This window comes from Rhizobium aouanii, assembly GCF_037002925.1.
Taxonomy (GTDB): domain Bacteria; phylum Pseudomonadota; class Alphaproteobacteria; order Rhizobiales; family Rhizobiaceae; genus Rhizobium; species Rhizobium aouanii.
In genome coordinates, this window is the sequence record NZ_JBAMYD010000005.1 from 296,518 (window position 1) to 309,834 (window position 13,317).

At 60.0% G+C, this 13,317-nt stretch carries 10 protein-coding genes; 2 read left to right on the forward strand and 8 right to left on the reverse strand.

Going from position 1 to position 13,317, the window contains the following annotated elements; translation table 11 throughout:
• Nucleotides 1-264: 264 nt before the first annotated feature.
• Complete coding sequence (locus V8P77_RS11505) at nucleotides 265-1,806, forward strand: DHA2 family efflux MFS transporter permease subunit (protein WP_335912749.1); 1,542 nt, start codon at nucleotides 265-267, stop codon at nucleotides 1,804-1,806.
• A 181-nt stretch (nucleotides 1,807-1,987) separates the two neighbouring features.
• Here the strand turns inward: V8P77_RS11505 and V8P77_RS11510 are convergent, their stop codons facing one another.
• The 3 genes from V8P77_RS11510 to V8P77_RS11520 form a co-directional block, all read right to left on the reverse strand.
• Nucleotides 1,988-3,301 (reverse strand): MFS transporter, encoded by a 1,314-nt coding sequence (locus V8P77_RS11510; RefSeq protein WP_335912751.1) that lies wholly within the window; start codon nucleotides 3,299-3,301, stop codon nucleotides 1,988-1,990.
• Between the two features lie 298 nt (nucleotides 3,302-3,599).
• Nucleotides 3,600-3,860, reverse strand: a complete 261-nt coding sequence (locus V8P77_RS11515) for a hypothetical protein (RefSeq protein ID WP_025397589.1) — start codon at nucleotides 3,858-3,860, stop codon at nucleotides 3,600-3,602.
• A gap of 753 nt (nucleotides 3,861-4,613) precedes the next feature.
• A complete protein-coding gene (locus V8P77_RS11520; protein WP_335912752.1) occupies nucleotides 4,614-5,282 on the reverse strand; it encodes a hypothetical protein in 669 nt (222 codons plus the stop codon).
• Between the two features lie 343 nt (nucleotides 5,283-5,625).
• On the opposite strand from V8P77_RS11520, the gene V8P77_RS11525 reads away from it, so the two are divergent.
• On the forward strand, nucleotides 5,626-8,913 hold the full coding sequence (locus tag V8P77_RS11525; RefSeq protein ID WP_335912753.1) for a cellobiose phosphorylase: 3,288 nt from the start codon (nucleotides 5,626-5,628) through the stop codon (nucleotides 8,911-8,913).
• 21 nt (nucleotides 8,914-8,934) lie between these two features.
• Here the strand turns inward: V8P77_RS11525 and V8P77_RS11530 are convergent, their stop codons facing one another.
• The 5 genes from V8P77_RS11530 to V8P77_RS11550 all read right to left on the reverse strand — a co-directional run bounded on the left by V8P77_RS11530 (nucleotide 8,935) and on the right by V8P77_RS11550 (nucleotide 13,241).
• Nucleotides 8,935-9,675 carry a FadR/GntR family transcriptional regulator gene (locus V8P77_RS11530; RefSeq protein WP_335912755.1) on the reverse strand — a complete coding sequence of 247 codons (741 nt, stop codon included), beginning with the start codon at nucleotides 9,673-9,675 and terminating at the stop codon, nucleotides 8,935-8,937.
• A 42-nt stretch (nucleotides 9,676-9,717) separates the two neighbouring features.
• A complete protein-coding gene (gene kduD, locus V8P77_RS11535) occupies nucleotides 9,718-10,482 on the reverse strand; it encodes a 2-dehydro-3-deoxy-D-gluconate 5-dehydrogenase KduD (protein WP_335912757.1) in 765 nt (254 codons plus the stop codon).
• Entirely contained in the window at nucleotides 10,479-11,315 is an 837-nt protein-coding gene (kduI, locus tag V8P77_RS11540) for a 5-dehydro-4-deoxy-D-glucuronate isomerase (RefSeq protein ID WP_335912758.1), read from the reverse strand. The genes kduD and kduI overlap by 4 nt, the downstream gene beginning before the upstream one ends.
• Nucleotides 11,316-11,931: 616 nt before the next feature.
• On the reverse strand, nucleotides 11,932-12,078 hold the full coding sequence (locus V8P77_RS11545) for a DUF1127 domain-containing protein (RefSeq protein ID WP_003594835.1): 147 nt from the start codon (nucleotides 12,076-12,078) through the stop codon (nucleotides 11,932-11,934).
• A 182-nt stretch (nucleotides 12,079-12,260) separates the two neighbouring features.
• Nucleotides 12,261-13,241: a 3'-5' exonuclease gene (locus V8P77_RS11550; RefSeq protein WP_335912759.1), complete on the reverse strand. Its 981-nt coding sequence runs from the start codon at nucleotides 13,239-13,241 to the stop codon at nucleotides 12,261-12,263.
• Nucleotides 13,242-13,317 lie beyond the last annotated feature (76 nt).

The following is a 13,317-nucleotide window of genomic DNA, read 5'->3' on the forward strand; positions in this document are numbered from 1 at the left end:
GTGAGCCGGGCGCATAGAACGCCCGGACCACATTCGCTGATGAAACACCGAGCCTGGCCTTCGGTCAGGCTCGGTCGCGTTGGTGACGTATTTGTGTTGGCAGATCCCTATCGCTTCCGTCCTCATCCGAACTATGGTGTCGGCATCGGCGGAATTGCGCTCCGCGTCGTTGTTTGTGGCATGCCGTCGACCGTCTCGATCGTAAACAGGATCGGCCTTAGTCTTCGCACCCTGGGCGGAGAACGCAGTGCTCGGGATCATCGCATGTCGGAACGACTTGAATCTGCCCGCCTTGATGAAACGCCCGCCATCGTCTGGCTCGGATTCATGGCGATGTGCGTCGGCATGTTCATGGCGATCCTCGACGTCCAGGTGGTGGCGACATCGCTGCCGACCATCCAGTCCGCGCTGGATATCGATCCGGATCAGATGAGCTGGATACAGACGGCCTATCTCATTGCCGAAGTGGTGGCGATCCCGCTCACCGGCTTCTTGACGCGGCTCCTGACGATGCGATGGCTGTTCGTTACCGCCATCAGCCTATTCGTCGCGGCCTCCGCCGGCTGTGCGATGAGCGGCAGCTTCGGCGAGCTGGTGGCCTGGCGGGTGCTTCAGGGCTTTTCCGGCGGAACCCTGATCCCCTCGGTGTTTTCGGCCGTGTTCATTCTCTTCCCGAACGAGCGGCAGGCGCTTGCGACGACGATCGCCGGCGTTCTCGCGGTTTTGGCCCCGACCGTCGGACCGATCGTCGGCGGATGGCTGACGCAAACCTACTCCTGGCACTGGTTGTTCCTGATCAACATCCTCCCAGGCATTGCCTCGGCAATCCTGGCGGTACGGTCCCTGCCGAGGCAGGCGACCGATCCGTCCGAACTCAGGCATCTCGACGGTCTGTCGCTTCTGCTGATGGCAGTGGCGCTGACGAGCCTGGAACTCAGCTTGAAAGAGGCGCCGACGAGCGGCTGGATATCGGCCTATGTCCTGAGCCTGCTGGCGGTCTGCCTTGCATCGGGAGGTGTCTTCATCTGGCGAACGCTGCGCAGAAACCGGCCGATCGTCGATCTCGGTAATTTCGGCGATCGAAACTTTCTCGTCGGCTCGGTTCTTAGCTTCGTGCTCGGCATTGGCCTCTTCGGCTCGGTCTATCTCATGCCGGTCTTTCTCGCTTTCATCAGGGGACACGACGCCCTCCAAATCGGCATGACGATGCTGGTCACCGGCGTCGCGCAATTGATCACGGCGCCGATCGCGGTGGCGCTGGAGAAGCGGATGGACGCGCGATTGCTGTCGGCGGCCGGTTTCGCGCTCTTTGCGGTCGGTGTCGGGATGAGCGCTTTTCAGGATCCTCGTTCGGATTATGACGCGATGTTCTGGCCGCAGGTCGTGCGCGGCGTCGCCATCATGTTCTGCCTGCTGCCGCCGACGCGGCTGGCGCTCGGCACCCTGCCGCCAGAGCGCATTCCCGACGCGAGCGGACTTTTCAACCTGATGCGCAATCTCGGCGGGGCCATCGGCATCGCGCTGATCGACACCATCATCTACACGCGCTCCGAACCGCTGGGACAAGGCCTCTGGACCCGCCTTCAAGCCGGCGACGTCGAGGCTGCGACATTCGTCGGCGCACCTCTTCAGGTGATATCGGGGCATAGCGGCAGCTTCGATGCGGATACCACGGCGCTGCTCGATCCGTTGGTCCAGACCGCGGCAAGCGTCCAGGCGATCAACGAAGCCTGGATGGTGATTGCCGTCCTGACCGGCTGCGCCCTGCTCTCGGTGCCCTTTGCCAGGGGGCCAACGTCAACGTGAAAACCAGGGTTGACGAAACCGCGCTAAAGAGAATCAACTAAGCTGTTGAAAAACCTGGAGCCGAGACTGCAATAGCGCCACCAGCTGCCAGTCTTCGCCACAAAAATTTATTCTGCGACAAGGTCGGAACCCTACCCTCCGCCATCCTGAGATGGAGGCCAACGCATCGGTCAAACCGCTTCTAGGCCAGCTTGGCACTGCGCGTCTCGGCATCGATGAAATAGGCTGCAGCACCTGCCAACAGCAGAAAAGCAGCGAAAATCCCGATGACCAGGCCGAAATCTTTAGTCACAAAAAGACCGATCAACGATGGCGCAAGCAGCCCTCCAAGCCGAGCCATAGCACCGGCGGCACCCATTCCGGTTGCCCTGGAGGCAGTAGGATAAAGCTCTGGCGTATAGGCGTAGAGTGCACCCCACGTACCAAGCAGCGCGAAACTCATGATGAGCAGTGACGACGCTACCAAGAGTGCGGATGAGCCGACGACAAACAAAATGGATCCCATCGCGGAAAGGATGCAAAATGCCACAAGCGTTGGACGCCGCCCCCACTTTTCGACGCCGTAGGCAGCGAGCGCATACCCAGGAATCTGGGCAAGCGCGATCAGCACAAGAAAACCGTAGCCTCGAACGAAGCCAAAGCCGTCCCCGGCAAGTTTCGGAGGCATCCAGGTGAAGACACCATAGTAAGAAATGGACACCAGAAACCAAACCGCGAGGATCAAAAGGGTTCGACGCCGCAGAGCGTGGGAGAATATTCCGATACTACCGATCGTTGTCGCCGGCGCGATATCAACCTCTTGTCCCAGAGCTCCGCGGCCATTCACCAGGGCCATCCGGTCGATGATCGCCTTTGCTTCTTCACCCCTTCCCTTGCGCAGAAGATAGAGTGGCGATTCCGACACGAAAAACCGCAGACCGAAACCGACAATCGCCGGGACCGCTGTAACGGCAAAGATAAACCGCCAGGCTTCTGCCACGTTCCAGAGACTGAGCAGCCAGGCTGCAATTGCGACAACCAGGGTTCCGACGGCCCAGAAACCCTCCAGCAGCACCAGCCACCTGCCTCGGTTCTTCGCCGGCAGGAATTCGGCCATCATTGCATAGTCCACCGGCAACGTCCCACCGACCGCTGCTCCGGTTAGGAAGCGCATGAACAGGAGGAACGTGAAGTCTGGCGCGAATATCGACAGCGTGCCAAAGACGGCATCACAGGAGACAGTCGCGATCAGAACGCCGCGACGGCCGATCCTATCGGCAAGCCTGCCAAACCCCATTGCGCCCAGAAACATGCCAAGGAAAAACACCGTGCCCGTCTGAAGCGCCTGCGGCACCGTTAGTTCGAAGCTCGTGGCGATCGAAGCCGCTGTGAAGCCCACCGCGATGACCTGCATGGCGTCAGCTGCCCAGACCAAGCCGAAGATGGCCATCAGACGTCGCTGATATCGTCCTGCTCCCGCGTGGTTGAGTGCATCGTCGATGGTGATTGTGGTCATTTGTTTTCCATACCCGGCTGCCGTGGTCCGCTCATAGCGCATTCAGCCCAAAAGATCACAGCCGCAAGCCGCGATGGCCGTTTCCAGTTTTACCTGGGCGTTTCATGACATTCTGCAAGGTGATCCGTTCGTACATCTGATCTGAAGCTAAAGGCCGGAGCCTGAGAGGCCGCTGCTAAGGTTGGGAGGAGCTCCTCGTTGTTTAAGCTCCCGAAGATGAACGGTTAACTTGGCGAGTGGTTGAATTCATCAGCTGTGCCGCTCCATGGTCCTATCGCGTAATGGCAGCAAATCTAACCTACGATTTGGGCTTAAAGAACCTATCGGCTTCCTTCATCGCATTCTGCGCCGCGCCATACAGCGCGCTTACGGCATCGCGCATTTCGGCAAACGCCTGCATGGTTCGTGGCGAAATGTAATCGCCTCTTGCTTCAGCATTGAGCCGCAAAGCTCTCTCGCAGTCGGCGGCAATTCTATCCAGCTCCGGGGAAACCCGATAGAGCCGTTCCAAGATAGCGTCGATGTCACCCTTGGCGCGTTCAGACATCCGTTCTGCCATCAAACCCTCACCGCTATGTCGCTTTCGCTGCAGGAGCCGAAGAACTCCTAAAGCAGTGTTCCCTGCTCGGCTTCGTCAGCCACCTTTACGTCCGCGTTGCCACGGCGGCGAAGTTCCGTCTCCGCGAAGCGGACGTCGGCATCCCGATCACAATCGAACGCCTGTGGTGCCGTAAAAGTCCAGATATCACTCGGACACGGTGCGACAGGCTTGCTAACGATTGTCGACACCCTAAAGCTATCATGTCGCGACGTAGTTCGCATATTCGCTCCGATCACAAACAACTCTATTGATGACGGAGTTACGCTTATAGGACCGAGGCCAGCGCCTGGGAATTGGATCGCGGTCGATCAACCCCGACGGCAACGCGTGATTTTCGCAGACAAAAAAAGAGGGCCGACGGAGAACCGTGGCCCTTTAATTGTGAAGGTATAAACCTCCAGAGGGGAACAGCTGAAACGACGGAACTGGGAGGAAAGCCGTCGTGTTGCATCAGCTGCAATCACCATGCTCCTTTTTTGACCAGTTGGAAAACATTTTTTGTGCAATGCAGCTATGCAACGGCGGACCATCCAGCCGAAGGAGCCGTGGAGGATGGATCTTGAACGCTGCTACCGCGGCCTGGGTCTTGAACTTTTTAGAAGGCGTCGATCTGGCGCCGGACTAAGCCGCGATGAAACGAGCCATCCTATGGAGAAGAGGCCATGCGTGAGGACACAATGCCCTTGATCGGGTTCGACGATTTCGTTTGATTTACTCGGCGTCGTCGTTCGCCTTTGGGAACAGTTGCAGCACATTTGACCCACTCGGGTGCGCGAGAGCACGCGCCTTTGAGCGCCGCGAGTTGTTTTCTCCAGCCTTTTGGACAGCTGAAACGAGACCTTCCCGCTGGCGATAATAATCTGGCTTGGCAGGCAGGGTGAGGTCAAACTCTTCGAGCATACGCTCAATAATGTCCATCGCTTCAGCCGCCAGGCCAGCATAACCTTCTTGGCGTCGCTCGAAGAAGCCATCGTATCCGGGCTTGGAAAGATCAAGACTATCCAACGCATAAGAAAGGGTCTTCACTCGGTTCGACAACCACAAAATTTCTTCTGAAAGCTCGGTATTAAAAAGCCCCCAGTTTGCGTCGTGCGGAAGTGCAAGGGTTGGATCGCGAACGTGAAACGCGAATTCGCCTTCATCCATAGGATTGAATTCGGGCATGTCGTGAACGGCCGCATAGCTGGCTCCGACAAAATCATCTAGGGCCAGCACCGTCAGCATCGCTAGGTTTCTAACCTCGGCTTTCGGGCGCCGGTTGATCCTAGACTTCGCAAGTCGAATGACGATGGGAAGCAACGAGCCAGCGGCTAAACCGCCAGCCCCGATGAACGCTCCCATTGCCATGATCCCTTGGGTGGTTTCGAAGAACTGCGTCAATAGTCACCTCGTTGAATAGGAGCTGCGAGTTGCGTCAAGAAGCACGCACAGACGGAATCAGCACTTTCCGTCCCAGTTTGCCTTGAACTTAAACGATAGGGAACTCCGTTCCCGCGGTATGGCGCCATTGAGCATCTGACGGCATCATCGTCACCGGCCACCACAGGTCCTTTGAAGCTTTGGCAATGACCTATCGGTGCAACTATCGAATTGGAACATCAAGTGATATCGACTGGCCTGGCTTTCAAGGCCCTGATCGAGAACCGGCGATAGCGGTAAGATTTCTCTCAACCATTTTGCGTCATCCTCCAATTCCCCTTTGAAGCCAATCGACGAGATCTCAATGGCCATGGACCTTGACCGCAGTTTTCAAATGCCGCGACGCGACGAGCTTGGCCTCTTCACGATCAGCAACGGTTCCGGCCTGTCGATATCGGCCCTGCCGAACGGCACCCTGTTTGCCATCGAATATGCCGACGACAAGGGATCGGTGCAGATCAACCAGATTCAGGGCTCGCCGCTCGCCGGCGGCGTCAGTCGCCTTTATCTGCGCATCGGCGGCGCAGCGCCTGACGTCTTCGAGCTTGTCGGGCCCCGCGCCGATGGCAGCTTCGGGCACGATGCGACGAGCCTCTCCTGGAGCGGCAAGAGAGGCGATATCGGCTACAATGTCCGCCTTGAGCTTCATCCTTCCGAAACGGCCTGGTTCTGGCGTGTCTCCATCCGGCATCTGAAGGATGGGACGCTGCCGGTCGATCTGGTGCTGATCCAGGACGTCGGCCTCGGCGATCGCGGCTTCTTGATGAACAGCGAAGCCTATGCCTCGCAATATGTCGATCATCATATCGCCGATCACGAGACATTCGGCCTTGTCGTGATGAACCGGCAAAATCTCAAGCAGTCGGGCGCCCGCAACCCCTGGCTCGCGCAGGGCTGCCTCGATGGGGCGGCTGCCTATGCCACGGATGCGATCCAGATGGTGCAGGCGAGCGACCGCCTCGACGACTTGCTGGTCGGCCCCTTCGGCACCAGCCTGCCGAGCAAACGGCGGCAGCAGGAGACCGCCTGTCCCGCCATTCAGTCGAAATCGCTCTCCGTGCCAGCAAGCGGCGCGACCGCGACCTTCTTTGCCGTGTTCGCCGCCGATCATATCGAGGCGTCGAGCGATGCCGACCTTTCACGGCTTGACGAGCTCGCGGCGACAGACAGTGCGGCCGCCGAAATTGCGGAGGGAGCGCCGGTCCGCAGCCTGCTCCAGGATGCTGCTTTGCTGAAGGCCGAGGCGCTGGATAAAAAGGCGATCGGCAAGCTCTATCCGGAGCGGAGCCTGGAAGAGCGCGTTGACGGAAAGCTTCTTTCGTTTTTCGTGCCGGATGGCGTTCTGAACCGTCATGTGGTCCTGCGCGACAAGGAGCTGATTGTGGCACGCCGTCACGGCGCGATCGTCAGAAGCGGTGAGAATATGCTGCTCGACGATGCGACGCTTGCCGCGACCTGCTGGATGCAGGGCATTTTCGCGGCCCAGCTGACGATCGGCAATACGTCCTTTCACAAGCTCTTTTCGGTCTCCCGCGACCCCTACAATCTGACCCGCGCCAGCGGACTGCGCATCATGGCGGATGTCGGCGCCGGCTGGCAGCTTCTGGCGGTGCCGTCGGCTTTCGAAATGGGGCTCAGCGATTGCCGCTGGATCTATCGCCTCCCCGAACGCACGATCATCGTGTCGGCGGTCGCCTCCGGCGAGGATGCGGCGATGCAGTGGACCGTCTCCGTCGAGGGCAAGCCGTGCCGCTTTCTGGTGTTCGGCCACGTCGTGCTTGGCGAGCGCGAATATGACGCGGGCGGGCAGATCGAATTCGATCCGTCGGGCAAACGCATCCTTTTCCGGCCGGACCCGGCCTGGCTCTGGGGCGAGCGTTATCCCGACGCTAGCTATTGGCTGGTGAGTTCGACGCCCGACGCGATCGAGGAAATCGGCGGCGACGAACTGCTCTACAGCGATGGTATAACGCGCAACGGCGCCTTCGTGGCGCTCAGATCCCGCCCGACGCAAGTGCTTTCCTTCGCCGTCGTCGGCTCGATGACCGATGCGTTGGAAGCCGAGCGATTGGCGCAACGTTATGAGGCCGGCGTCACTGATGAAGCCTTGCTTGCACCGGCATCAAAATTCTGGCGGAACACCGTGCACGGCCTGACGATCGCCAGCACCTCGCCCGACCTCGCGGCGCAGACGACCCTGCTGCCCTGGCTCGCGCATGATGCCATCGTGCATCTGAGCGTGCCGCACGGCCTCGAGCAATATACGGGTGCGGCCTGGGGCACACGCGACGCATGCCAGGGGCCGATCGAATTCCTGCTCGCCTACGAGCATGATCGCGAAGCCAAGGAGGTGCTGAAGACCGTCTTCAGCGAACAATACCTTGACAAAGGCGATTGGCCGCAATGGTTCATGCTGGAGCCCTACGCCAACATCCGGGCAGGCGATAGTCACGGCGACATCGTCGTCTGGCCGCTGAAAGCGCTCTGCGACTATATCGAAGCGACAGGTGATCTCGCTATCCTCGACGAGAAAGTCTCCTGGCGCGACGAAAAGACGATGGCCAGGGCGCCGGAGCCGGACACCATCGCGATCCATGTCGAGAAGCTGCTCGGGACTGTTCGCGAAGCTTTCATCCCTGGAACGCATCTGATCCGCTACGGCGAGGGAGACTGGAACGATTCCCTGCAGCCGGCCGATCCGCATCTGCGCGACTGGATGGTCAGCAGCTGGACCGTTGCCCTGCTCTACGAGCAGATCGTCCGTTATTCCGCGATCCTGCGCCGCCTCGGTCATGGCAACAAGGCCAAGGGCTTGAGGAGGATCGCAACGGCGATGCGCCGGGATTTCAACCGTCATCTCGTGCGCGACGGCGTTGTTGCCGGCTACGGTATCTTCGATCCCAGCCATGATGGCGTCGAATTGCTGCTGCATCCGAGCGATCGGCGCACCGGCTTGCATTACTCACTGATCTCGATGACGCAGGCGATGCTCGGCGGCCTCTTCACGCCGGTTCAGAGACGCAATCATATGAAGCTGATCGAAGAGCATCTGCTCTTCCCCGACGGCGTGCGGCTGATGGAAAAACCGGCGACCTATGCCGGCGGGCCTGAGACGCTGTTTCGCCGGGCGGAATCTTCCTCCTTCTTCGGCCGCGAGATCGGGCTGATGTATGTGCATGCGCATCTGCGTTACTGCGAAACGCTGGCACTCGATGCCGAAGCGGAAGAGCTCTGGAAGGCGATCGCCGTCGTCAATCCGATTTCTGTCACCACGGCGCTGCCGCATGCTTCGCTGCGCCAGCGCAACACCTATTTCAGCAGCAGCGATGCAGCTTTCCATGACCGTTATCAGGCGGCGGCCGAATGGGAGCGCGTCAAGGCAGGAGAGATCGCCGTCGACGACGGATGGCGGATCTATTCAAGCGGCCCCGGGCTCTATACCAGAAGCTTCGTCGAAAATATCCTGGGTTTCAAACGGCGCTTCGGCCGGCGCAAACGCAAACCGCTTCTGCCCGCAATCCATGCCTCCGCCGATCTGCAAACCGATTACGCCGCCTGGCGTCGGCTAATGAAGCCGAAACCCAAGGCGTAACAGTTCAGGACGAGGCGTTGTCTATGCAGTAGCGTCGCGCAACTCTTCGAAGCGCGCGGCACTCTTCGATAGGTGGCTTCGGATGGCGCGGCGCGCGGCAGCCTCGTCCCGGTCGCGGATCGCCGCGAAGATGGCGTGGTGTTCCCTGCGCATACGCGCCGCATGGCGCTTGCGTTCGGCTGATGTCATCTTGTCCAAGCGCGCCCATTGCCGCGGCACCATGATGTTGCCGAACGTGTCGAAGAGGCGGCCGTAATAGGAGTTGTGCGTCGCGACCAGAATGGATCTGTGGAAGGCGTAGTCCTCTTGCGCGCCATATCCACCCTCCTCCAGCGCCTTGTCGAGCTCATCGAGACGATCCTGCATACGATCGATGTCCTCCTGCGTGCGCCGCATCGCGGCAAGACCCGCGGCTTCGTATTCGATCCCCATGCGCAGTTCCAGCACGCGCAGAACCTCGTCGATCGACTGTAGGTCATTGGGAATGATGGAGAAGGATCTCGGCGTCGGATCGTTCGAGACAAAAGCCCCAAGGCCTTGCCGCGTGGTGATCAGCCCCTTCGCGCGCAGCGCGGCGAGCGCTTCGCGAACGATCGTCCGGCTGACGCCGGTCGCCGTCATGATCGCCTGTTCGGTCGGCAGGCGCTGGCCGGGCTTCAGGTCGCCGGACTCGATTTGCGCCGTCAACATATCGGCAAGGTTGCTGCGCAGGTTCGGCGCCTGCTGAAAGATATTGAAGACTCCGTTGTCCTTATCCGTCATCCTGTTTCGATCCTGGTGTCGGGGCGGCTGCGCCGAAACCGATTACCGCGCCAGCCAGCCGCCATCGACGGGCAGCACCGTTCCATGCACGTAGTCGGATGCCGACGATGCCAGGAATACGGCCGCACCGCCAAGTTCATCAGGCGTTCCCCAGCGGCCGGCCGGAATGCGGGCGAGGATGGCGGCGTTACGGTCCGGATCCTCACGCAGCGCCGTGGTGTTGTTGGTGACGAAATAACCGGGGGCGATGGCGTTGACGTTGACGCCCTTGCCGGCCCATTCGCAGGCAAGCAGTTTCGTCAACCCGGCAAGTCCGCTTTTCGAGGCGGTATAAGACGGGATGCGGATACCGCCCTGGAAGGAAAGCAGCGAGGCGATGTTGATGATTTTGCCCCTGCCCCTGTCGACCATATGGCGGCCGGCTGCCTGCGACAGGAAGAAGGCGGTCTTCAGATTGACGTCGATGACCGCATCCCAGTCTTCCTCGGTGAAGTCGAGCGCATCGGCGCGGCGGATGATGCCGGCATTGTTGACGAGGATGTCGAGGCCGCCGAAGGTCTGGATGGTCTCAGTGACGATCCCCTTGACCGGTTCGATGCTGGCGAGATCGGCCTTGACGACATGGAAGCGACTTCCCGCTTCCTGCACCAGCGCCTCGGTTTCGTCCATCGAGGAGCGCCCGACGGCGACGATCGACGCACCGGCCTGCGCCAAAGCTGCCGCGATGGCCTGGCCGAGCCCTGTATTGGCGCCGGTGACGACGGCAACCCGGCCGGAAAGATCGAAGGGATTTGTCACGACGCTCACCTCAGATCCGCGATGGCGATATGGTCCATGTCGGTGAAGCTCTTATTGTCGCCGGCCATCGCCCAGATGAAGCTGTAATTCTTGGTGCCGGCGCCCGAATGGATCGACCAGGGCGGCGAGATGACCGCCTGTTCGTTGGCGACAAGCATATGCCGGGTCTGCTGCGGCTCGCCCATGAAGTGGAAGACACGCTGCTCCGCTTCCAGATCGAAATAGAGATAGGCTTCCATGCGGCGGTCATGCGTATGGGCCGGCATGGTGTTCCAGACGCTGCCCGGCTCGATCATGGTGAAGCCCAGGGTGAGTTGGCAGGACTGGCAGACGTCCGGATGGATGAACTGGTAGATCGACCGCTTATTGGCCGTCGCGGCTTCGCCCGGCGTCAGGTGACGGGCCTTTTCGCGGGTGAGCAATACGGTCGGGTGCGTTTGATGCGCTGGCGTCGAGACCAGATAGAATTTTGCCGGATTGGCGGCATCCGCGCTCTCGAAGCTGATGTCCCTGGCACCCTTGCCGACATAGAGGCAATCATATTTGGCAAGATCGTAGTTCGTGCCGTCGACGATGATGCGGCCGGCACCGCCGATGTTCAGGGCGCCGAGTTCTCGCTCGGCAAGGAAGGTTTCCTGTCCGATCGCCGTCGGCGCCGTCAGCGTCAACCCGGGGCCGAGCGGCGTCGCGCCGCCGATGACCATCCGGTCGTAATGTGAATAGGTGAGCCGGATCTCGCCACTCGCGAAGACGGTTTCCACCAGAAAGTGACGCCGCAGCGTCTCCGTGTCGAAACTGCGCACGGCCTCTGGGTGGGAGGTGTGCCTCACGTCGATCTGCATGTCAATTTTCCTTCCGCTTCATTGTCGCTATGGGTCGTCGCTATTGCGGAAGCCGGTCTTGTCCGGCCTGTTCCGCTGCGGCGGTATCCATCCGGTTACATAGTTGTACGACAAGTTTGGTGTCAACATGTTTGTCCGTGCGCGCTTAGGGAGACGTAAGGCCTGCAAGAGCACGAAGCGAATTTGGGATAGACAGGAGAATTTCCGGAGATGATGACGCCATCACAGCAATGGATCGCAAGCGGTCGCTCTTGGCGCGATCCGGCAGTGTATCGGCCAAAACGAAAAAGCCTGCCGCGGGAGGAGGTGCGGCAGGCTTTCGTAAAAAACCGAACGACAGCTGGGAGGAGGAGTGCTGTCATTCCACAGACGACCCTGGGAGGAGGATGGGGCGCCTGTACATCGAAGGGACGCGGGAGGAGGTGCATCGCTTCGATAGAAATAATCATACTTATTTCTTGCTCAGTTGATAGGCATTTCTTTGCAGGGCAGCTATGCGTTATGCGAAAAGCGGGAGGCTCGATTACCCTGGTCCATTCGCCGGAAGCACAAAAGCGCCCGCTCGGGAGGAAGCAGGCGCTGGCATGGTCTTGAAGATGCTTGGTCTAAGCTGCCGTTAGCGGGCGATGGCTGCGCGGGCGACGTTGCGGATGTCGCCGCGGCCGATGCCGAGGTCGTCCAGTTCGCGTGCGGACATACGACCCAGTTCAGCGACCGTCTGACGGTACTTGCGCCAGTTATTGAAAGAGCGTGCTACGTTCATGATGATCCCCTTTCGTGGGCTTTCGAAGCTTAGCTGCCAGTCCTTGGCGCTTCGTTCGCTTCGATGAGCTGTATATAATACGAGACCGCTGATTATTGCAGCGCCAATGCATCAGTGCACCTATGCGGCACTTGCATGGGTCGCCATATCTTGCAGCGATCAGGATCCGAACCACTTCGCGGTCAGAGTTTGAAACGATCGAAGGCCGTCAGCCGCACGATCGGCGGCTCCGCCTCGGCCCATCGGTAAATATCCGAACGCAGATAGGAGAGCTCGTTGTCGAGATCCTCTTCGCCCACTTCGATCCACCAGGACTTCAGGCGACCGTCGCTGCCGTCCGACCAGCGGTAACCCCTCGCCTTCAGATGATCCTTCATCTCGAACGGGCTGTGTTCGGCAAAGATGCGGATGCGCGAGCGCTGGCTGGCGCGGTAAAGCTCGGTGAACGGGCTTTCACCGCCGCGCTGCTCTCGATCGAGGATTTCCAGCAGTGCGTGGCAGTCGTCCACGGCGCGATGGCCCTCATGGAAATACCCGGCCTGGCCGACGAGATAGCCGAGCTTCGTACCCTCGAAGCCGCGGCCGTTCCAGTCGATCTCCGAAACCGAGCATGCCCAGGCCTTGCCGGTGAAAATCTTCGAGAAGGCCTCGCAGAACGGCCGGTCGAAACCGGCATTGTGGGCAATGATCAGATCCGCCGGCTCGATCAGCGTTCTCAGCGATTGGATATCGATGAGCTGTCCTTCGACCATCGCATCGGTAATCCCCGTCAGACGGGTGATCTCGGGCGGGATCGGTCGGGACGGCTGTTGCAGGCCTCCGTAAATGCCGACGATATCGCCGATCGCACCGTCATCATCGAAGGTGAAGGCGACGGCGCCGATTTCGATGATCTCGTCGCTGCGATGGTTGAGACCCGTGGTCTCCGTATCGAGAATGACGCCGAGGCGCGAAAACCCCGGCTGTCTGACCGACGCAATCGGCCGGGCGGCCAGTTTTCTCAAGATGCGATAATTGCCGCTCTCTTCGAGCGCCCGCGCCATGTCTTCATTGGAGTAGGCGCCTGGCAGCGACGGCCGCCGGCGCGATGGACCGCGTGCCTTGGCCGTCGCCGGCGATGCCTTGGCAAACATGTCGAGTTGCGAATCTCTGTGCACGCTCATCGAATCTGTATGTCACGGAGACGCGATTTAATCCATCGCATGACAAAGCCGCCGGTCTTTTCGCGAGGCGCAAGGA